The 19,803-nt window shown below is 73.3% G+C and carries 17 protein-coding genes and 1 pseudogene; 8 read left to right on the top strand and 10 right to left on the bottom strand.

The window, feature by feature from the left end:
• Positions 1–112: 112 nt before the first annotated feature.
• The 4 genes from Q5694_RS01145 to Q5694_RS01160 form a co-directional block, all read right to left on the bottom strand.
• Complete coding sequence (locus Q5694_RS01145; RefSeq protein WP_333930041.1) at positions 113–1,606, bottom strand: tripartite tricarboxylate transporter permease; 1,494 nt, start codon at positions 1,604–1,606, stop codon at positions 113–115.
• Between the two features lies 1 nt (position 1,607).
• Positions 1,608–2,150 (bottom strand): tripartite tricarboxylate transporter TctB family protein, encoded by a 543-nt coding sequence (locus tag Q5694_RS01150; protein ID WP_333930042.1) that lies wholly within the window; start codon positions 2,148–2,150, stop codon positions 1,608–1,610.
• Positions 2,147–3,130 carry a Bug family tripartite tricarboxylate transporter substrate binding protein gene (locus Q5694_RS01155; protein ID WP_333930548.1) on the bottom strand — a complete coding sequence of 328 codons (984 nt, stop codon included), beginning with the start codon at positions 3,128–3,130 and terminating at the stop codon, positions 2,147–2,149. The genes Q5694_RS01150 and Q5694_RS01155 overlap by 4 nt, the downstream gene beginning before the upstream one ends.
• A gap of 222 nt (positions 3,131–3,352) precedes the next feature.
• The gene (locus tag Q5694_RS01160) at positions 3,353–5,353 is read right to left on the bottom strand and encodes a flavin monoamine oxidase family protein (protein ID WP_333930043.1); all 2,001 of its coding nucleotides are present in this window, start codon (positions 5,351–5,353) and stop codon (positions 3,353–3,355) included.
• Positions 5,354–5,641: 288 nt separating this feature from the next.
• Here Q5694_RS01160 and Q5694_RS01165 point away from each other — a divergent pair, with 288 nt between their 5' ends.
• The 5 genes and pseudogenes from Q5694_RS01165 (at position 5,642) to Q5694_RS01185 (ending at position 9,492) form a co-directional block, all read left to right on the top strand.
• The gene (locus Q5694_RS01165) at positions 5,642–7,540 is read left to right on the top strand and encodes a CASTOR/POLLUX-related putative ion channel (RefSeq protein WP_333930044.1); all 1,899 of its coding nucleotides are present in this window, start codon (positions 5,642–5,644) and stop codon (positions 7,538–7,540) included.
• A 117-nt stretch (positions 7,541–7,657) separates the two neighbouring features.
• Positions 7,658–7,828 carry a hydrophobic protein gene (locus tag Q5694_RS01170; RefSeq protein WP_333930045.1) on the top strand — a complete coding sequence of 57 codons (171 nt, stop codon included), beginning with the start codon at positions 7,658–7,660 and terminating at the stop codon, positions 7,826–7,828.
• An 89-nt stretch (positions 7,829–7,917) separates the two neighbouring features.
• A complete protein-coding gene (locus tag Q5694_RS01175) occupies positions 7,918–8,409 on the top strand; it encodes a hemerythrin domain-containing protein (protein WP_333930046.1) in 492 nt (163 codons plus the stop codon).
• Between the two features lie 216 nt (positions 8,410–8,625).
• Positions 8,626–8,856: pseudogene (locus Q5694_RS01180) on the top strand (cupin); the annotation flags it as partial.
• Positions 8,857–9,039: 183 nt separating this feature from the next.
• The gene (locus Q5694_RS01185) at positions 9,040–9,492 is read left to right on the top strand and encodes a phospholipase (RefSeq protein ID WP_333930047.1); all 453 of its coding nucleotides are present in this window, start codon (positions 9,040–9,042) and stop codon (positions 9,490–9,492) included.
• 64 nt (positions 9,493–9,556) lie between these two features.
• Here the strand turns inward: Q5694_RS01185 and Q5694_RS01190 are convergent, their stop codons facing one another.
• The 3 genes from Q5694_RS01190 to Q5694_RS01200 form a co-directional block, all read right to left on the bottom strand.
• Positions 9,557–10,258 carry a phosphatase PAP2 family protein gene (locus Q5694_RS01190; protein WP_333930048.1) on the bottom strand — a complete coding sequence of 234 codons (702 nt, stop codon included), beginning with the start codon at positions 10,256–10,258 and terminating at the stop codon, positions 9,557–9,559.
• 139 nt (positions 10,259–10,397) lie between these two features.
• Entirely contained in the window at positions 10,398–12,644 is a 2,247-nt protein-coding gene (locus Q5694_RS01195; RefSeq protein WP_333930049.1) for a heavy metal translocating P-type ATPase, read from the bottom strand.
• Positions 12,645–12,646: 2 nt separating this feature from the next.
• Positions 12,647–12,859 (bottom strand): heavy-metal-associated domain-containing protein, encoded by a 213-nt coding sequence (locus Q5694_RS01200; RefSeq protein ID WP_333930050.1) that lies wholly within the window; start codon positions 12,857–12,859, stop codon positions 12,647–12,649.
• A gap of 190 nt (positions 12,860–13,049) precedes the next feature.
• Between Q5694_RS01200 and Q5694_RS01205 the strand changes: the two genes are divergently transcribed.
• Positions 13,050–14,012, top strand: coding sequence for a hypothetical protein (locus Q5694_RS01205; RefSeq protein ID WP_333930051.1), 963 nt, complete (start codon positions 13,050–13,052; stop codon positions 14,010–14,012).
• A gap of 3 nt (positions 14,013–14,015) precedes the next feature.
• Here Q5694_RS01205 and Q5694_RS01210 read toward each other — a convergent pair whose 3' ends face one another.
• Positions 14,016–15,851, bottom strand: a complete 1,836-nt coding sequence (locus Q5694_RS01210; RefSeq protein ID WP_333930052.1) for a glycoside hydrolase family 15 protein — start codon at positions 15,849–15,851, stop codon at positions 14,016–14,018.
• 65 nt (positions 15,852–15,916) lie between these two features.
• Positions 15,917–16,696, bottom strand: a complete 780-nt coding sequence (locus Q5694_RS01215; protein ID WP_333930053.1) for a DeoR/GlpR family DNA-binding transcription regulator — start codon at positions 16,694–16,696, stop codon at positions 15,917–15,919.
• A gap of 151 nt (positions 16,697–16,847) precedes the next feature.
• On the opposite strand from Q5694_RS01215, the gene Q5694_RS01220 reads away from it, so the two are divergent.
• Together Q5694_RS01220 and Q5694_RS01225 are read left to right on the top strand one after the other, a co-directional pair.
• Positions 16,848–17,729, top strand: a complete 882-nt coding sequence (locus tag Q5694_RS01220) for an SIS domain-containing protein (RefSeq protein ID WP_333930054.1) — start codon at positions 16,848–16,850, stop codon at positions 17,727–17,729.
• Positions 17,730–17,766: 37 nt separating this feature from the next.
• The gene (locus tag Q5694_RS01225) at positions 17,767–18,627 is read left to right on the top strand and encodes a class II fructose-bisphosphate aldolase (protein WP_333930055.1); all 861 of its coding nucleotides are present in this window, start codon (positions 17,767–17,769) and stop codon (positions 18,625–18,627) included.
• Here the strand turns inward: Q5694_RS01225 and Q5694_RS01230 are convergent.
• Positions 18,617–19,747 carry a methyltransferase gene (locus tag Q5694_RS01230; RefSeq protein WP_333930549.1) on the bottom strand — a complete coding sequence of 377 codons (1,131 nt, stop codon included), beginning with the start codon at positions 19,745–19,747 and terminating at the stop codon, positions 18,617–18,619. The genes Q5694_RS01225 and Q5694_RS01230 overlap by 11 nt on opposite strands.
• Positions 19,748–19,803: the final 56 nt, after the last annotated feature.

Raw genomic sequence — 19,803 nt, forward strand, 5'->3', positions numbered from 1 at the left:
CATGCATGAAGCCACCGAGTCCGTGCACCGTCAAGGGCGGGGCGGGGAAGAGGCGCGAAAGGGGCGCGGCTCGACCGAGCCGCACCCCTTTCGCGCGGGCGTCCCCGCGGGCTCAGGCCGCCGTGCGCCCCCGCCGTACCGCCTTCCTCAGCAGCGGCCAGGCCAGCAGCAGCACGATCACCGCGTACACCGTCACCGCGAACGGCGTGCCCACCAGGCCCGCCACGCTGCCGTCGCTGATCTGCAGGGCGCGCCGCAGCTGCTGTTCGGCGTTGGGGCCGAGGATCACACCGATGACGGCGGGCAGCACCGGCAGGCCGTACCTGCGCATGCCGAAGCCGATCAGGCCGATGATCAGCAGGATCACCAGGTCGACCACCTCCCCGCCGACCGCGTAGGCCCCGACCGCCGCGAAGAACATGATCCCGGCGTACAGATACGGCCGCGGGATGCGCAGCAGCTTCGCCCACACCGGCGCCAGCGGCAGGTTGAGCGCGAGCAGGAGCACCATGCCGACGAACAGCGAGGCGATCAGACCCCACACCAGCTCGGGTTCGCGCTCGAACAGCAGTGGACCGGGCTGGATGCCGTACTGCTGGAAGGCGGCCAGCATCACGGCCGCGACCGCCGTGGTCGGCAGGCCCAGGGTCAGCATGGACACCAGGGTGCCCGCCGCCGAGGCCGACGCCGCCGACTCCGGACCGGCGACGCCCTCGATGGCCCCCTTGCCCCACTGGTCCGGGTGCTTGGACAGGCGCTTCTCCGCCACGTACGACAGGAACGTCGGGATCTCCGCGCCACCCGCGGGGATCGCGCCGAACGGGAAGCCGATGAACGGGCCGCGCAGCCACGACCTCCAGGTCCGCCGTACGTCGTCCCGCCCCAGCCAGGGACGCCCCACCGGGATCGGCTCGGGCGGCCGGCGCCGCAGATGGGCGGCGACCCACAGCGCCTCGCCGATCGCGAAGAGACCGACCGCGACGATCACCACGTCGATACCGTCGGCCAGTTGGAGCGAACCGAATGTCAGACGCTGCTGACCGGTCATCCGGTCCAGGCCGACCAGGCCCAGGGTGAGGCCGATCAGCAGGGAGGCCATGCCCCGGATGCGCGACGAACCCAGCACCGAGGTCACCGCGATGAACGCCAGCACCATGATGGCGAAGTAGTCGGGGGCGCCGATGTCCACGGCCAGTTCGGCGACGGTCGGCGCGAGCGCGACCAGCAGCAGCGTGCCGACCATGCCGCCGGCGAAGTGCCCGATCGCGGCCGCCGCCAGGGCCTGGGCGCCGCGCCCCGACTTGGCCATGGGGTTGCCCTCCATGGCCGCCACCACCGCCGCGCTCTCCCCGGGGGTGTTGAGCAGGATGGAGGTCGTGGAGCCGCCGAACATCGCCCCGTAGTAGATGCCGGCGAACATGATGAACGCGCCGGTCGGGTCGAGCCCGTACGTCACCGGCAGCAGCAGGGCGACCGCCATGGCCGGGCCGATGCCGGGCAGTACGCCGATGGCCGTACCCAGCAGGACGCCGACGGCGGCCCAGAGCAGGTTGACCGGTGTGAGGGCCGTACCGAAGCCGTCCAGAAGGGAGTTCAGGGCGTTCATGTCACAGCACTCCCATCAGCGGGCCGCCGGGCAGGGGCACTCCGAGCAGGTTGTTGAAGACGACGTAGGTGAGCAGGGACAGACCGGCCGCGATGAGCGGATCGCGGTCGGTGCTGCGGCTGCCCAGCGCGAAGGCCGCACCCCAGAACAGCAGCGCGCCCGCGACGGGGAATCCGAGCGGCTCGATCAGCACCGCCGCGCCGAGGAACACCCCGGCCAGCAGCGACACCGTGCGCCAGTCGGCGGGTTCGGACAGGTCGACGTCCTCGCCGCCCTCGGCCTGGCCCCGTCCGCCGCGCAGCACGTCCACGGCGAGCAGGGCGGCGATCACCAGCAGACCGGAACCGACGACGACCGGTACGGTCCGCGGGCCGACGGGGCCGCGCTGCGCGATGTCGACGTCCATGGTGAGCGTGTCGGTCAGCACCAGCACACCCAGTGCCAGCAGCAGGACACATACACCGAGTTCGGAGTGCTCCCGCAGCCACAACCCGCGTCCGCCCCGCGCGGTGGTGGGTGCGCCGGTGGTCGGCGTCGTCGTCACAGTCCCAGCTCCTTCAGCACCGACACCACGCGCTTGTCCTCGGCATCGAGGAACGCGCCGAACTTCTCACCCGTGAGGAAGGCGTCGTCCCAGCCGTTCTTCTCCAGGGACTTCCGCCACTCGTCCGAGCCGTGGAGTTCCTCGATCAGCCGCACGAGCTTGTCGCGCTCCGCGTCGTTCAGGCCGGGCGGGGCGACGATGCCGCGCCAGTTGGTGAAGTTCACGTCGTAGCCCGCCTCCGTCAGCGTCGGCGCGTCCAGTCCCTCGACGCGCTCCGGGCCGGTCACCGCGAGCAGGCGCAGCTCGCCCGCCTCGATCTGGTCGAGGTACTCGCCGACCCCCGAGACGCCGAAGGCCACCTTGTTGCCGAGGATGGAGGCCAGCAGCTCGCCGCCGCCGTCGAAGGGGATGTAGTTGACCTGCTTCGGCGGGATCCCGGCGGCCTTCGCCATCAGCATCGGCGCGAGGTGATCGGGCCCGCCGGGCGACGACCCGCCGCCCACCGGCAGTTTGCCCGGATCCTCCTTCCAGGCGCGGATCAGGTCGTCGATCGTCCGGTACGGCGAGTCCTTCGCCACGACCACCACGTCCTGCTCCTCGGTGAGCCGGGCGATGGGCGTGGTGTCGGCGAGCGTCCTCGGGGCGTCGTTGGAGCGGACGGCGCCCACCACCCCGAGACCCATGGACATGGCGAGTTTGCCGTTGCCGTGCTCGCTCACCAGCCGGCTCAGGCCCACGGTGCCGCCCGCGCCCGGCAGGTTGAACACCTCGATGTCGTGGGTCAGTCCGGCGTCCTCGGCGTTCTTCGCGGCCGTGCGGGCCGTGATGTCGTAGCCGCCGCCGGGCGTGTTGGGAACCATGAAGCGCAGGCCCGGGATCCGTGTGCCGGTCTCCGCGCCGCTGCCGGCGGTGAGCAGCGGCGGTCCGGTGAGCACGAGCACGGCGGCCCCGAGCAGGGCGAGGGGGGTGCGCAGGCGCACGAGTGCCACCACCTGTCGGTACGTCGTTGCGGATGGGTGAAGGCCCTGTGGGGGAGGGTGAGGTGGGCCACATGGTGCCCGGACGCCGACGGGCTGTCTCGCTTGCGCAACCAACGGATGTTGTGGTCATTGCGGTCGTGGCGCGAGCCGCCGCACCTGGGCGGGCGGGGAGACGAAAGGGCCCCGGCGCCTGCGCGCCGGGGCCCCTTGCTCGGTCCGAAGCTAGTCCGTGTGCACTTCCAGGGCGGCCCGCACGGCGGACTCCAGGGCACCCTCGATCCACGCCGGCTTCACCGACGTGTGGTCCCCGGCGAAGTGCAACGGCCCCTCGGCCGCCGGGATCGCGGGCAGCAGTTCCGTGTGCTGCCCGGGGAGCAGCACGGACGCCTCTCCGTAGGCGTACGGGTCGCGCAGCCAGCTCTGGGTGCGGCCGGCGCCGGTGTAGAACACCTCGATGCGCCGGCCGTAGACCTGCTGCATCCCGCACAGCGCGTGCGGGTAGCGTGCCTCGTCGTCCAGGGAGTCCCAGCGCAGCGCGTCGTCCGCCCAGCTGTAGGAGGCCAGGACGACGCCCCCCGCGCTGCCCGGGACCGGGTGCGAGGGGTTGAACATGAAGCGGTTGGCGTTGTCCGACACCGAGCCGCCGCCCACCACACCGGCCGCCTCCGGCTGGTCGCGGCCGATCGCGCGGTTGGCCGCGTAGTGGGTGCGCTGTGCCGCCGTGATGTGCCCGCTCGGCACGGAGGGGTGCGCACCCAGCAGGCTGCCGTCCGACGGCGCCCGGCCGGTGCGGTACGCCTCGTACAGGCCCGGCTTCACGGCGTTCAGTTCACGCTTCCAGTCGTCCTCGTCGAACTCCCACCAGCGGCGGCTGAACTCGAGCAGCACCTTGGTCGCGCTGTCGTAATGCAGTTCGCAGACCGCGCGGCGCTTGCGGTACGACAGCGGCGGCTCGATCTGCACGTGGCGCAGCCCGGAGAAGGGCACCGTGACCACGGCCACGTCGGCGGTGAACTGCTCGCGGACGACCGGGCCGTCGCGGCCCTCGGACACGGTGTCCACCCACACGTGCGGCCCCTTGCGCCGCACGTGCCCGCCCTCCGGCGACGGGCGGTCGGGATGGTGGTACTGGATGCGTGTCACCCGGCGGTCGAACCGCACCTCCTTGCGGACCCGTTCGAGCAGGGCGTCCGGCAGGACGGCCGTGCCGCCCTCCAGCTCGTAGAACGGCGTGTCGGGGCTGATGAGGGAGGAGCCGATGAAGCTGTGGATGAAGGACAGCGGCAGGCGTGAGGTGAGGTTCTCCAGGGTGCCGATCAGGTCGACGGTGCGCTCGTCGAGGCCGGCGTGCTCGGTGAGGAAGCGGAACATCGACCAGTCGCCGAAACGCTGCACCACGCGGGCCCAGCCGCGCAGCCGTTCGGGGAGGGGCTTGTCGACGCGCTTGCCGTCCGGGCCGACGCGGCTGAACTCGTCGCGCACCGGGTCGAGGGCGGCGCGCAGGATGGCGGCGGCCGGGGTGTCCCAGTGGGCCTTCGGGACGCCGAACGAGCGGTTCACGCGCCGGGGCGAGCGGGCGTAGTCGGCGCGCCGCACACGGATGCCGTTGACGTGGATCCAGGTGCGCGCGGCGGGGCGTCCCTCGTCGTCGACGTCGACGTAGTGGAAGCGCCGCTTCCTCAGGTCCAGCTGGTCGATGAGCTGCATCACCAGCGGGTGGCTGCCGGGCAGGCGCATCGCGCCCGCCTCGGCGTACTGGCGGGGGTCGGCGAACGGCTGCGCGGCGCCTTCGTGCCCGCCCTTGCGGAAGGTCTTGACGCGCCCGCCCGCCCGGTTGCCGTTGGCCTCCAGGACCGTCACCCGGTGTCCCGCCCGCTTCAGCAGCCAGGCGGTCACCAGCCCCGCGGGGCCGGCGCCGATGACGAGGACGTCCTTGGGACGGGTCCTGCGGGCCGGCAGCCCGTCCCGCAGGACGCGCTGGTAGCGCGGGACGAGTGGGCGGTTGTCGGAGTCGAGGACGAGCAGAGCGCGGGCGACGGCGAGGCTCCGCTCGGGGTCGGCACCGCGGGGGGCGCCGGGGGCGGCCGGCGCGGCCGGCGCGGGCAGGGCCGTGGCGGAACCGCCGGCGAGGGCCGTCGCCACGGTGGCCGTGCCGGCCACCGCCGCGAAGCTCCGCCGGGAGAAGCCGCCGTCGGGTCGCACCACCGCGTGATCATCAGTCATGGCGCTCTTTGTAGCGGCGGCCGTGGCAGGACGCCGCGCTTCGCCCGGGCATTGCCCCCAAGGAGCGAATCCGGGGCGAAACCCGCATGTCCCGGCGGACGTTGCGCTCCCGGCACGCTCGGTGAACCCGAAGGGATGAATGCGCGACGAACCGCGCTCACCGCCCGGCACGAGCCCTCAGACTGCGACATGCGTACTCACACCCGCGCTCTTCGTCCGTCGTGCGCCGCACGCGCACGGCGGTGCCGGCCGGCGCGCGAGGAGGACCGGGGCGACGGAAGGGGAAGGGTGGCGCAGCGGCGCACTTCGTTCGGTGACCGGGCCCGTTACTGGTTCGACAGCACGCTGGCCCGCGGTGCCTCCGCCCTGGTCGGGTGGATGGCGCTGCTGTGCCTGGCCGTCGTCGTCCCGGCCAGCGCGGTGGTGGTGTGGACCGACCCGGACGCGCCCCGGTCCCTGCCGGGCCGGCTCGCGCAGGTGTGGCACCTGACGGGGGAGACGCTGCGGCTGGGCGGTGCGACCGGCACGCCGCTGCGCGTGGCGATGTCGGTGCTGCTCGCCCTGGTCGCGCTGCTGTACGTGTCGACTCTGGTCGGCCTGATCACCACCGCCCTCACGGAACGGCTCACCGCGTTGCGGCGGGGCCGCTCGACCGTGCTGGAACAGGGACACGTCGTGGTCCTGGGGTGGTCGGAGCAGGTGTTCACGGTGGTCGGCGAATTGGTCGCCGCCAACGCCAACCTGCGGCGCGCGGCGGTGGCGGTGCTGGCCGACCGCGACAAGACCGCCATGGAGGAGGCCCTCGGCACGAAGGCCGGGCCCGTCGGGCGTACGCGGCTGATCTGCCGCAGCGGCCCCACCACCGACCCGGCCGTGCTGACTCTGACCAGTCCGGCGACGGCCGGTGTCGTGCTGGTGCTGCCCCGGGACGAGCCGGACGCCGACGCCGAGGTCGTCAAGACGCTGCTGGCGCTGCGGGCGGCCCTGGCCGGGGCGAAGAGCCGGCCGCCCGTCGTCGCCGCCGTCCGTGACGACCGCTACCGGCTGGCCGCCTGCCTCGCCGCCGGGCCGGGCGGAGTCGTCCTGGAGAGCGACACGATCACGGCCCGGCTGATCGCCCAGGCCGCTCGCCGTCCCGGCCTCTCCCTGGTCCACCAGGAGTTGCTGGACTTCGCGGGCGACGAGTTCTACCTGGTCGGCGAGGCGACCCTGACCGGCCGGACCTTCGGCGACGCGTTGCTGTCCTATCCGACGTCCAGCGTGGTGGGACTGGTCCGCGGCGACACCCCGCTGCTCGCCCCGCCGCCGCAGACGGCCATAGCCGCGGACGATCTGCTCATCGTCATCTCCCGTGACGACGACACGGCCTGGCCGGGCGACTGCGGACCGTGGGTCGACAAGGAGGCGATGGCGTCCGGCCCGCCGACACCGGCGCGGCCGGAGCGGGTGCTGATGCTCGGCTGGAACCGCAGGGCGCCGCTCATGGTCGACCAGTTGGGCCGCCGCGCCCTGCCGGGATCGGCCGTCGACGTGGTGGCCGACTGCGACGAGGAGACGGCCCGGCAGGTGCACGAGTCCGGCGCGCACCACGGCACCGGCCCGGCCCTGACCCTGCACCGGGGGGACGTCACCCGGCCCGAGACCCTGCGGCGCCTGGACGTGCACTCCTACGACAGCGTCATCGTCCTCGGCCAGGACCCCTCTCCCGGGCAGAGCGCGGACCACCCCGACAACCGCACGCTCGTCACGCTTCTGCTGCTGCGCCAGCTGGAGGAGGCCACCGGGCGGGAACTGCCGGTCGTCACCGAGCTGGTCGACGACCGCAACCGGGCGCTGGCCCCCATCAGCCCGGGCGCCGACGTGATCATCAGCGGCAAGCTCATCGGCCTGCTCATGGCGCAGATCTCCCAGAACCGGCATCTGGCGGCGGTCTTCGAGGAACTGTTCTCCGCCGACGGCACGAGCATCCGTCTGCGGCCCGCGGGCGACTACGTGCTGCCCGGACGGGAGACGGCCTTCGCCACCGTCGTGGCCGCGGCACGGCAACGGGGTGAATGTGCCATCGGTTACCGCAGCCACGACGAGGCGTCGGCCGGCCCCGGCCACGGCGTGCGCGTCAACCCGCCCAAGGCCGAACGGCGCCGCTGGGCGCCCGGGGACGAGGTGGTCGTGGTCGGCCGCGACTGACGGCCCTCCGCCCGGCCGGATCGGACCGTCTGCCCCTCATCCGCCTGGGAAAACAAAGCAATTCGCCCGCGTGCTCTGTGAAAGGCCGGGCATCAGGAATTGCGGAGGTGGACAACGATGGTTCCTTTGCTTCTCGTCCTGCTGCTGGCCCTGATTCTCTTCAGTGCCGGGTTCGCTCTGAAGGCCCTGTGGTGGCTCGCGGTGATCGTGCTGGTGGTCTGGCTGCTCGGCTTCGTCCTGCGCAGCGCGGACAGTGGTGGCCGAAGGGGCCGCTGGTACCGCTGGTAGACCCGGCGGGCCCGTTTCCCGCGCACGGAACGCCGGAAACGGGGTAAGGGGAGAAGGCCTGATTCTCCGTACGAAAGGGGTTCCTTTTCATGGCCGACACTCACGACGTCGTCGAGCTCATTCTCCAGGACCATCGGCGCATGGAAGAGCTCTTCCGCCAGATGCGCAGCGTCGAAGCCGACCGTGAAGGTGCCCTGCGCGAATTCTCGGACCTGCTGATCGCGCACGCGCTCGCCGAGGAGTCCAAGGTGTACCCGGCGCTGAAGCGGTACAAGAACATCGACGACGAGGAAGTCGAGCACGGCGAGCACGAGCACGAGGAGGGGAACGAGGCTCTCCTCGCCCTCCTCCAGGTGGACGAGGTCGGCTCCGACGAGTGGGACGAAAAGCTCGAGGAACTGGTCGAGGCCGTCACCCACCACGCCGACGAGGAGGAGCGCACCATCCTCAACGGTGCGCGCGAGAACGTGGCGATGGAGCGGCGCGAGGAGCTGGGCGTCGCCTTCCTCCAGGAGCGCGACCGCCAGCTGCAGTCCGGCTGCGGCTCCGTGGACAACGTGCGCAAGATCGTCGAGTCCTGACCCGACGCAGCCGGTCCCGGCGACCGGCCCGAGGGACAGCGGCCGAAGGAGCCCGGACCCGAGAGGGTCCGGGCTCCCGGCGTTCCGGGCGCGGTGAGGGCTGACCGGCGGAGACTGCCGTTCCCTTTTCCGTGGCCCTCGCACCGATCGGGCGACCCCGCCCAGCTGGGGAAACGCGGAGGTGGACCCGGTGAGGACCGACGCAGGGGTTGTCCTTTCCGGCGGGCCGCCGCGCGGCTCGTGCGCGACACGGTGCCCGCCTGGCGCGGCCTGTGGCGGGCCGGCGCCCTCGCCACCGCCGAACGCGCCGCCGCGCAGCTCGACGCGCTGGCCGCCGGCGAGCCCGCCCACCTCGACGAGGCCACCGCGCACGCGAGCACGCCCTGCCGCCCGGGCGGTTCCGGAAGGTGCGGCCGCCGCGACGAGTACGCCCCGCCGGGCGGTACGCCGTCGTGTCGGGAGGAACAGGGCGGGCCCCACCGGACGTGCGGTCGGCCGCCGTTGCCTCTCGATCGACCGATGTTCAAGTGCCGTTGAGACGCGACAGGTGTGAGCGTCCAGGGAAGGTGGTCATCCTCTTGTCATGAACCTGCGGCCCGATGGACGGGTCGCGGCTGATGGAGGTGTGGGATGCACCGAAGACTTGCCACCGGTCTCGCCACGTCGACCCTGGCCCTCGTCACCGTCGTCGGCACCGCCACGACGGCGAGCGCCGCTCCCGCCGACAAGCCCCAGGTGCTCGCGAGCTGGACGCAGACCAGCGCGTCGAGCTACAGCACCTGGGCCGCCGCCCGGGCGAACCAGGGCGCATGGTCCGCGTACGCCTTCGACTGGTCGACCGACTACTGTTCCTCCTCGCCGGACAACCCCTTCGGCTTCCCCTTCTCGATGTCCTGCGCCCGGCACGACTTCGGTTACCGCAACTACAAGGCGGCCGGCACGTTCAGCGCCAACAAGTCCCGTCTCGACAGCGCCTTCTACGAGGACCTCAAGCGGGTCTGCGGCGCCTACGGCGGCGCCACGAAGACCTCCTGCAACAGCACCGCGTGGACGTACTACCAGGCCGTGCGCGCCTTCGGCTGACGAACCGTCAGCACGAGGAGCCGGCGTGGGGCGGCCGGGTGCGAGCGCCCGGCCGCCGCGCCGCTCACCGGCGCAGGGCGACGCCGATGCCGAGGCGCGGCCACGAACGGGCCGCCGCCAGCAGCGCCTGCGTCCGGGTCGACGGAGTGGCCGCGGCCGCAGCCAGGGCCGCCGCGGCGCTGGCGATGCCGAGGACCGCGCCCGCCGCCACGTCGCCCGGGTAGTGGACGCCGGTGTGGACACGCGAGTAGCCGACGGCGCCCGCCAGCGCCCCGAGCGGCACCGCGGCCGGGGGCAGGACCACGCCCACGGCGGTGGCGAACGCGACTGCCGACGCGGTGTGTCCGGACGGGAACGAGGCCGAGGTGGGCATCCGGACGTGCCGGTCCACCGTCACCCGGGCCGCCTCCCGGTCCGGCCGGGCACGGCGCACCAGCCGCTTGCCGAGGAGGTTGGCCGAGGCCGACGCCACGGCGATGGCGCCGACGCCGGCGAGTGCGGCCTTGCGGGGCCGCTTCCCCGCCAGGGCCAGGGCGGCGGCGATGCCGAAGGAGATCTTCGAGTGGTCGGCCGCGTGGGACAGATGGCGCAGCGTCCGGTCGAGCGTGGGGGTCGGGGTGGCGGCCACCGCCGCGTACAGGGCGCCGTCCACGGCCCTGAGATCACTGAGCACGGCCTTCGCGAGCCGTACGGGCGTGCGCGCGGACGGGTCCTCCCCCGGGAGCGGACGGGGGGCGTCCGCGGCGGTGGTCGTCGGATCGGTCATGTGTTTCTCCCCGCAGTGGCCTTCTTCAGCAAGGTACCGGCTCACTCCGGGCGCACACGCGGCGCCCCCGCGGGCCGGTACCCGACGAGTGCCCGCTCGGCGGACGGCCACCCCGGTGACCCGTGGGGCCTCACCGGTCTCACCCCGCCGCCCGGAACGTGCGCAGGCGCAGGGAGTTGCCGACCACGAAGACCGACGAGAAGGCCATGGCCGCTCCGGCGAGCATCGGGGTGAGCAGGCCGGACGCGGCCAGGGGGAGGGCCGCCACGTTGTAGGCGAAGGCCCAGAAGAGGTTGGAGCGGATGGTGCCGAAGGTCCGGCGGGCCAGGCGGATCGCGTCGGCGGCGGCACGCAGGTCGCCGCGCACCAGAGTCAGGTCGCCCGCCTCGATCGCGGCGTCGGTGCCCGTGCCCATGGCCAGCCCGAGGTCGGCCTGCGCGAGCGCCGCCGCGTCGTTGACGCCGTCACCGACCATCGCGACCGACCTGCCCTGCGCCTGCAGCCGCTTGACGACGTCGACCTTGTCCTGCGGCAGTACCTCGGCGACGACCTCGTCGATGCCGACCTCCCGGGCGACGGACCGGGCCACCGCCGCGTTGTCACCGGTCAGCAGGATCGGCCTGAGCCCCAGCGCGCGCAGCCGGGCGACCGCCTCCGCGCTGGTGTCCTTCACCGCGTCGGCGACCTCCAGCACGGCCCGTGCCTCGCCGTCCCAGGCGACCGCGACGGCCGTGCGCCCGGCCTCCTCGGCCGCCGCCCGCGCTGTCGCCAGGCCCGGCGGCAGTTCCATGGCCCACTGCGCCAGCAGCCGCTCCCGGCCGACCAGTACGGCGTGGCCGTCGACGACGCCCTGCACGCCCAGACCGGGCACGTTGGTGAAGTCCTCGGGTGTGGGCAGCGCGCTCAGCCGCTCCAGCGCCGCGTCGGCCACGGCCCGGGCGACGGGGTGCTCGGAGGCGTGCTCCAGCGCCCCGGCCAGCCGCAGCACGTCGGCCTCGTCGGTGCCGTCGGCGGTGTGCACGGCCAGCAGGGTCATGCGGCCGGTGGTGACCGTGCCCGTCTTGTCGAGGACGACGGTGTCCACGCGGCGTGTGGACTCCAGCACCTCGGGGCCCTTGATGAGGATGCCGAGCTGGGCGCCGCGGCCGGTGCCGACCAGCAGCGCGGTCGGGGTGGCCAGGCCCAGCGCGCAGGGGCACGCGATGACGAGGACCGCGACCGCGGCCGTGAAGGCGGCCGTCAGCCCGGCGCCGTTGCCGAGCCAGAACCCCAGGGTGCCGAGCGCCAGGGCGATCACGACCGGCACGAACACCGCGGAGATCCGGTCGGCGAGCCGCTGGGCGGCGGCCTTGCCGTTCTGCGCGTCCTCCACCAGCCGTGCCATGCGCGCCAGTCGGGTGTCGGCACCGATGCGTGTGGCACGCACGACCAGCCGTCCGCCGGCGTTGACCGTGGCGCCGGTGACCGCGTCGCCCGCCTGCACCTCCACGGGCACGGACTCCCCGGTGAGCATCGACGCGTCCACGGCGGAGGATCCCTCCAGGACCGTCCCGTCGGTGGCGATCTTCTCCCCGGGCCGGACCACGAACCGGTCGCCGACCCGCAACCCGGCCACCGGGACGCGCCGTTCACGTCCGTCCCCGCCCAGGACGGTGACGTCCTTGGCGCCCAGTTCCAGCAGGGCCCGCAGCGCCGCACCCGCCCTGCGCTTGGCGCGTGCCTCGAAGTACCGGCCGGCCAGGATGAAGGCCGTCACGCCCGCGGCGGCCTCCAGATAGATGTTCCCGGCGCCGTCCGTGCGCTCGATGGTCAGCTCGAAGGGGTGGGTCATGCCGGGCGTGCCCGCGGTGCCGAGGAACAGGGCCCACACCGACCACAGGAAGGCGGCCGAGACCCCCACCGAGATCAGCGTGTCCATGGTGGCCGCGCCGTGCCGGGCGTTGGTGAACGCTGCCTTGTGGAAGGGCCACGCCGCGTACGTCACGACGGGCGCGGCGAGCGTGAGCGACAGCCACTGCCAGTACTCGAACTGCAGCGCGGGGATCATCGCCAGGGCGACGACGGGCACCGCGAGCACGACGGCGGTGATCAACCGCTCGCTCAGCGGCCGTAGTTCGTCCGGGGCGGCGTCGGGCTCACCGGCCGCGGCGGGTGGCGACGGCTCCCGCGCGGTGTAGCCGGTGGCCTCGACGGCGGCGATCAGGTCGGGCACGGAGACGTCGCCGGTGTAGCTGACCTTCGCCTTCTCCGTCGCGTAGTTGACGGTGGCGGTGACCCCGTCCATGCGGTTGAGCCTCTTCTCGACGCGCGCCGCGCACGAGGCGCAGGTCATGCCGCCGATGGCGAGTTCGACCTCGGCCCCGGTGCCGGTGGTGGCGGTGGTCATGGTCACACCCGCCCGGTCAGCTCGTAGCCGGCCTCGCCGACGGCCCGCGCGACGGCGGCGTCGTCGGGCTCGCGGGGGCCGGTGACGGTGACGTGGCCGGCGTCGAGGTCGACCTCGACGCCGCTGACACCGTCCAGCTCGCCGACGGCCTCGGTCAGCGCGGCCCTGCAGTGGCCGCAGGACATGCCGGAGACGGCATAGGTGGTGGCGGGCATCGGGTGCCTCCTCTGAGAGATCCACGTATACGGGCCGGGGGTATCCCCGAGCCGGGTTCCTGTATACCCCTCAGGGGTATGTGATGCAAGCGCGGGAGTGCCTTGACTTGGTACCCCCTAGGGGTATGGTGAGCTGCATGGAGAGCCCGCAGCAGCGGGAGTGAACCGGTACCCGGAGGAGTCGAGGGCCATGAACACCGGACTGAAGATCACCGCTTTCGCCGTCGCCCTGGCCGCGACGTTCGGCACGGCCTACGGCGTCGGGCAGGGGATCGACCCCGTCGTCGCGGACCCCTCGCCCCGGCACGAGGACGAACACCCCGGCCCCTCGCCCGAGCCCGCGGAGCCGGACGGCGGCCACGCCGGACACGACACGCCTGCGGCCGGCGGACTGCAGGTCTCCGACGGCGGCTACACGCTCGACCTGAAGACCCCGCGGGTCGCTGCGGGCCAGCGCTCCGACCTGCGCTTCACCGTCCGGGACGCGGCAGGGCGCGCGCTCACCGCCTACCGGCGCGAGCACGACAAGGAACTCCACCTGATCGTCGCCTCACGCGATCTGGTCACCTACCGCCACCTGCACCCCACCCGCGCGGCGGACGGCACCTGGAGCGTCCCCGTCGACCTGCCCCGCGCCGGCGGCTACCGCGTCTTCGCCGACTTCACCCCGGCCGCGAAGGGCGCCGCGAACCTGACGCTGGGCGCCGATCTCGCCGCCTCCGGCCCCTACCGGCCGCAGGACCTGCCGGCACCGAAGGACAGGACCACCACCGACGGCTACGAGGTCGAGCTGGCCGGCACGCTGAACCCCGGCCGGGCGGGCGAGCTGAAGCTGAAGGTCTCCCGCGGCGGCAGGCCCGTCACCGACCTCCAGCCCTACCTCGGCGCCTACGGCCACCTGGTCGCCCTGCGCTCCGGCGACCTCGCCTACCTCCACGTCCACCCGCACGGCGAACCCGGCGACGGCTCGACGCGGCCCGGCCCGGACATCTCGTTCACCGCCACCGCCCCGAGCGCCGGTTCCTACCGCCTGTTCCTCGACTTCAAGCACGAGGGACAGGTCCGCACGGCCGCCTTCACCGTCCGGGCCGGGGGAGCGGCACCCGCGACCGGTACCCCCCAGGGGCACGCGGGCGACGGGCACGGGCACTGAGCGTCAGCCGAGGGCCCGGTCCAGGCTGAACGCCGCGCTGATCAGCGCGAGGTGGGTGAAAGCCTGCGGGAAGTTGCCCTGCTGCTCCCCGGTGTGGCTGATCTCCTCGGCGTACAGACCGAGATGGTTGGCGTAGGTCAGCATCTTCTCGAAGGCGAGCCGGGCCTCGTCGATGCGTCCCGCGTGCACCATGGCCTCGACGTACCAGAACGAGCAGATGGAGAACGTGCCCTCATCGCCGCGCAGCCCGTCCGGGCTGGAGCGCGGGTCGTAGCGGTAGACCAGCGAGTCGGACACCAGGTCCTCGGTCAGCGCGTCCAGCGTCGACAGCCACTTCGGATCGCGCGGGGCGATGAACTTCGCCAGCGGCATCATCAGCACGGACGCGTCCAGCACGTCGGCGCCCTCGTACTGGACGAACGCCCGGCGCTCCTCGGACCAGCCCCTGCTCATGATCCGCCGGTAGATGGTGTCGCGGCACTCCCGCCAGCGCGGCAGATCGGCGGGCAGACCGCGCCGGTTGGCCATCCGGACGGCCCGCTCGATGGCCACCCAGCACATCAGCCGCGAGTACAGGAAGTCCTTGCGCCCGCCGCGGGTCTCCCAGATGCCCTCGTCGGGCTGGTCCCAGTGCGCGCACACCCAGTCCACCAGGGAGCACACGTCGTCCCACTGGTCGCTGGAGATCGGCTGCGCCCACTTGTCGTACCGGTAGATGGAGTCGATGAGGGCGCCGTAGATGTCGAGCTGGAGCTGGTCGGCCGCCGCGTTGCCGACCCGGACGGGCGCCGAGCCGTGATGACCCTCCCAGTGGGTCAGCTCCCGCTCCGTCAGATCGGTGCGCCCGTCGATGCCGTACATGATCTGCAGCGGCCCGGACTGCTTGCCGTCGCCCGGGCTGATGTGCCGGCTGACGAATCTCATGAACGCCTCGGCCTCGCCGGAGAAGCCCAGCCGCAGCAGCGCGTAGACACAGAAGGCGGCGTCGCGCACCCACACGTACCGGTAGTCCCAGTTGCGCTCGCCGCCGAGCTCCTCGGGCAGACTCGTGGTCGGCGCGGCCACGATCGCCCCGGTCGGCGCGTAGGTGAGCAGCTTCAGGGTGAGGGCCGAGCGGTGCACCATCTCCCGCCAGCGGCCCTTGTAGCGGGAGCCCGCCAGCCAGCGCCGCCAGTACGCCACGGTCGCCGCGAACTGCTCCTCGGCCTCGGTATGGGCGCAGTGGCGGGGCGTCACCGCGCCGCCGACCTTGTCCAGCGCGAACACCGCAGTCTCGCCCTCGCCGAGCTTGAAGTCCCCGCGCACGTCGGGGCCGTCGGCCTCCAGCGGCACGGTCGCGGTCAGCGCGAGCGAGACGTCCCCGGACTCGAACAGGGCCACCTCGCCGGCCAGCCGCACGGTGTGCGGGCGGGTGCCGTAGTCGAACCGGGGAGCCACCCGGGTCCGGAACGGGACGGAGCCCCGCACGCACACCACCCGGCGGATCAGCCGGTGCCGCTCCGGCTCCGACGACTCCCCGTCGACCGGCATGAAGTCCTGCACCTCGCCGAGACCGTCCTCGGTGTAGAAGCGCGTGATCAGCACGTTGGTGTCGGGGAAGTAGAACTGCTTGGTCCGGGCCGGTACGGCTGCCGCCAGCTCGAAGCAGCCGCCGCGGTCGGCGTCCAGGATCGAGGCGAACACGCTCGGCGCGTCGAAGGCCGGGCAGCAGTACCAGTCGATCGTGCCGTCCGTCCCGACCAGGGCCACGCTGCGCAGATCCCCGATCAGCCCGTGCTCGGCGATCGGCACGTACCGCCGTCCGTCCGCTCCGCCGCCTGCTCCCGCCGTCACGCCCATGATCAGCCTCCCTGGCCCGACAGGCGCCTGGGCACCAGCCTAGAACCCCCGGCCCGAAGCCGCCCTCAGACGGTCACGACGCGCAGCCCGGCCTCCTCGAACTCCCGCACCGTACGCGGGTCGGCGGCCGTGTCGGTGACCAGGGTGCCCACCGCCCCGGCCGCGCAGATCCGGGCGAACGCCCGCTGTCCCAGCTTGCTCGAGTCGGCCGCGACGACCACGCGCTCCGCCCGTTCGCACAGCAGCCGGTTGACCGCGGCCTCCGCCTCGTCGTGCGCCGCGGCCCCGTGCCGGACGTCGAAGGCGACCACGCCGAGCACCGCCACGTCGACCGTGATCTGCCCCAGCACCCCGTCGGCGAGCGGCCCCACCAGCTCGTAGGACTGGGCCCGTGCCACCCCGCCGGTGAGCACGATCTTGAACTGGGGCCGCACGGCCAGCTCGCTCGCGATGTTCAGCGCGTTCGTCACGACGGTCAGGGCCGGGGTACCGGACGCCAGGTCCCCTCGCACGGCCAGCGCCCGGGCAACCTCGGTCGTGGTCGTACCGCCGGTCAGGCCGACCGCCTCACCCGGCGCCACCAGGTCCGCCACGGCCTTGGCGATGCGCTGCTTCTCGGAGGCGCGGCGGGCCGTCTTGTAGCGCAGCGGCAGCTCGTACGACACCCCGTGCACCACCGCCCCGCCCCGGGTGCGCACCAGCATCTGCTGCTCCGCCAGCCGGTCGAAGTCGCGGCGGATCGTCGCCGCCGACACCCCGAGCTCGCCGGCCGCGTCCTCGACGTCCAGCCGGCCGCGCTCCACGAGCAGTTCCAGCAGCGCCTTCCAGCGGGCGTCTCGCGACATCGGCACCTCCACTCCCCGTCTGCGGCGCACTCCCGATCCCCGGCGCACGCTCGGTCTCCGGTGACCTTAGCGCACCGACCCCTCCCTGATGCTTGATGTTGCTCGAAACAAGGCGCTATCTTGCAGGAACAAGCAGACCGGAGGGTGTCGTATGACGCATGTCGAGGACGAGCTGGCCAGCCAGCCGGAGTGCTGGGCCCGCGCCGCGGCACAGGCGCCGGACCACGCACGGGTACTGCCGGCGCCGGGGGAACGGGTCGCGATCGTCGGCTGCGGCACCTCGTACTTCATGGCGCAGGCCGCCGCCGCCCTGCGCGAGGGCGCGGGCCAGGGCGAGACCGACGCCTTCGCCGCCTCGGAGTTCCCGCACGGCCGCGCCTACGACCGGGTCGTCGCCCTGACCCGCTCGGGCACCACCACCGAAGTCCTCGACCTGCTCGGCCGGCTGGCGGGCCGCGTCCGCACCACCGCGATCACCGCGGATCCCGCCACGCCCGTCGCCGACGCCGCCGACGACCTGGCGGTCCTCGACTTCGCGGACGAACACTCGGTCGTGCAGACGAGGTTCGCGACCACCGCCCTCACCCTGCTCCGCGCCCACGTCGGCCGTCACCCGGGCCGGGCGGTGGCCGACGCCCGCACGGCACTGGCCGAGCCGCTGCCCGAAGGGCTCGCGGACTGCGGCCAGTTCACCTTCCTGGGCCGCGGCTGGACCGTCGGTCTGGCCGCCGAGGCCGGCCTGAAGATGCGGGAGGCCGCACTGGCCTGGGCGGAGGCCTATCCGGCCATGGAGTACCGGCACGGCCCGATCAGCGTCAGCACCTCGGGCACGGCGACCTGGATGCTCGGGGACGCGCCGGACGGACTGGCCGAACAGGTCCGCGCCACCGGCGCGAGGTGGATCGCCGGCGGCCTGGACCCGCTCGCCGAACTCGTCCGCGCCCAGCGCCTCGCGGTCGCCGTCGCCGCCGCCAGGGGCCTGGACCCGGACCGCCCGCGCCACCTCACCCGCTCGGTGATCCTCACCCCCTGACCGCCGGACGTCCCGCCTCCCCACCGAGGAGACCCCCGTGCCCCTGACCACCACCGGCGAACTCGTCACCCGCGCCGCGGCGGCCCGTTCGGCCGTCGCCTCGTTCAACGTCATCACGCTGGAGCACGCCGAGGCCGTCGTCGCCGGCGCCGAGTCGGTACGGGCCCCCGTCGTCCTGCAGATCAGCGAGAACGCGGTCACCTACCACGGCGGCCGGCTGCTCCCGCTCGCCCGCGCCGCCGTCACCTGTGCCGAACAGGCCGCCGTACCGGTCGCCCTGCACCTGGACCACGTGCGCAGCGACGCCCTCCTGCACCAGGCCGCCGACGCCGGTTTCAGCTCGGTGATGTACGACGCCGCGCGCCTGCCCTACGACGAGAACCTCGCCGCGACCCGGGCCGCGGTCGACTGGGCCCACTCCAGGAACCTGTGGATCGAGGCGGAGCTCGGCCGGATCGGCGGCAAGAACGGCGGGGCCCCGCTGGACGCCCACGCCCCCGGTGCCCGCACCGACCCCGACGAGGCACGGGTCTTCGTCGCCGACACGGGCGTGGACGCCCTGGCCGTGGCCGTCGGCAGCTCCCACGCCATGACCACCCGCACCGCGGCCCTCGACCACGCCCTGCTCAAGCGCCTGTCCGCCGCCCTGGACGTCCCCCTGGTCCTGCACGGCTCCTCCGGCGTCCCGGACGGGGAACTCACGGCCGCGATCGCCGGCGGCATCACCAAGGTCAACATCGGCACGGCCCTGAACATCGCGCTGACCGGGGCGATCCGCGACTTCCTCGCCGCCCACCCCGAAGCCGTCGACCCGCGCGGCTGCCTGACCGTGGCCCGCGAGGCGATGACCGGCACGGTGGCGAGGACCCTGCGGACCCTCGGCGCCGCTACCGCTTGACGGCCCTCAGCACCACGAACTTCGGGTCGCTCGCGACCAGCGTGCTGTTGCCGAACAGCCTGCGCAGCGTGACGTGGTAGCCCAGATGACGGTTGCCGACCACCCACAGCTCACCGCCCGGCCGCAACGCGCGCCGCGCCCCGGTGAACATCCGCCGGGCGGTGGCGTCCGTCGTCGCCTGGTGGGAGTGGAACGGCGGGTTGTTGAGCACCAGGTCGACACTTTCGGACGGCACCCCTGCCAGCCCGTCGCCGACCCGGAACTCGGCGTGCCCGGGCACGCCGTTGGCCCGGTAGGTGGCCTCCGCCGACGCCACGGCCTGGAACGACTCGTCCACGAACAGCACCTCGGCGCCGGGGTCGGCGAGCGCCACCGCCGTCCCCACGACGCCGTTGCCGCACCCCAGGTCCACCACCCTGCCGCCCCGGCCGGGCGGCAGGTGGCGCAGGAAGAACCGGGTGCCGATGTCCAGCCGGTCGGCGCAGAACACGCCGGCGTGGCTGACCACCGTCCGCCCCGCCACCGGCCCGGCGTCGTCCGGCAGCGTGTACGTGTACGGCCACGGGCCCGCCGGCCGCTCCGGCTTCGGGTCGGGGGTGCAGAAGATCAGGCGCGCCTTCTGCTCGGCCAGGGACGTGCGGGTCGGTCCGAGGGTCCGCTCGAACAACCGGAGCGTGGACGTGTGGATCTCCTTGACCATCCCGGTGCCCACCACGACCGTTTCGGCGTGCACGGCCGGCGCCAGCCGCAGCAGCTGGTCCTCCAGCAGGGCCAGGCTCTTGGGCACCCGCACCAGCAGCACGTCGACCCGCTCGGGCGGCGGATCCTGCGTGGTGAGCAGCCGTACCGCCCCGGGCTCGGCACCGGCCCGGGCGAGGTTCGCCCGCGTCGCCTCCTGCGTCAGGTAGGAGTCGGTGATCTGCACCGGACGGTGCGCCGCGAGCGCCGTGACCAGCGCCCCCCAGCGGTCCCCGACCACCACGACCGTCCCCGACAGCGGCACCCGCTCCCCGGCCAGGTGCCTCAGCAGATACGCGTCGGAGGCGTCCCAGGCGCGCAGCCGGTCACGCGGGTCCTCGGGGAAACGGGTCAGCGCCAGTTCGCCCCACGGGGTCGTCATACGGTCGTTCATCGTGCGACCAGGCTAGCCGAGCCGCAGCTCAGCCCCGGTCGGGC

It is taken from the genome of Streptomyces sp. AHA2 (genome assembly GCF_036857595.1).
In the GTDB taxonomy this organism is placed as follows: Bacteria; Actinomycetota; Actinomycetes; order Streptomycetales; family Streptomycetaceae; genus Streptomyces.

Bases quoted from the DNA above. Each gene is read 5' to 3' on its own strand.
- Q5694_RS01160 (WP_333930043.1), bottom strand. From the start codon at position 5,353: ATGACTGATGATCACGCGGTGGTGCGACCCGACGGCGGCTTCTCCCGG.
- Q5694_RS01170 (WP_333930045.1), top strand. From the start codon at position 7,658: ATGGTTCCTTTGCTTCTCGTCCTGCTGCTGGCCCTGATTCTCTTCAGT.
- Q5694_RS01175 (WP_333930046.1), top strand. From the start codon at position 7,918: ATGGCCGACACTCACGACGTCGTCGAGCTCATTCTCCAGGACCATCGG.
- Q5694_RS01190 (WP_333930048.1), bottom strand. From the start codon at position 10,258: ATGACCGATCCGACGACCACCGCCGCGGACGCCCCCCGTCCGCTCCCG.
- Q5694_RS01210 (WP_333930052.1), bottom strand. From the start codon at position 15,851: ATGGGCGTGACGGCGGGAGCAGGCGGCGGAGCGGACGGACGGCGGTAC.
- Q5694_RS01185 (WP_333930047.1), top strand. From the start codon at position 9,040: ATGCACCGAAGACTTGCCACCGGTCTCGCCACGTCGACCCTGGCCCTC.
- Q5694_RS01220 (WP_333930054.1), top strand. From the start codon at position 16,848: ATGACGCATGTCGAGGACGAGCTGGCCAGCCAGCCGGAGTGCTGGGCC.
- Q5694_RS01230 (WP_333930549.1), bottom strand. From the start codon at position 19,747: ATGACGACCCCGTGGGGCGAACTGGCGCTGACCCGTTTCCCCGAGGAC.
- Q5694_RS01215 (WP_333930053.1), bottom strand. From the start codon at position 16,696: ATGTCGCGAGACGCCCGCTGGAAGGCGCTGCTGGAACTGCTCGTGGAG.
- Q5694_RS01200 (WP_333930050.1), bottom strand. From the start codon at position 12,859: ATGCCCGCCACCACCTATGCCGTCTCCGGCATGTCCTGCGGCCACTGC.
- Q5694_RS01145 (WP_333930041.1), bottom strand. From the start codon at position 1,606: ATGAACGCCCTGAACTCCCTTCTGGACGGCTTCGGTACGGCCCTCACA.
- Q5694_RS01195 (WP_333930049.1), bottom strand. From the start codon at position 12,644: ATGACCACCGCCACCACCGGCACCGGGGCCGAGGTCGAACTCGCCATC.
- Q5694_RS01205 (WP_333930051.1), top strand. From the start codon at position 13,050: ATGAACACCGGACTGAAGATCACCGCTTTCGCCGTCGCCCTGGCCGCG.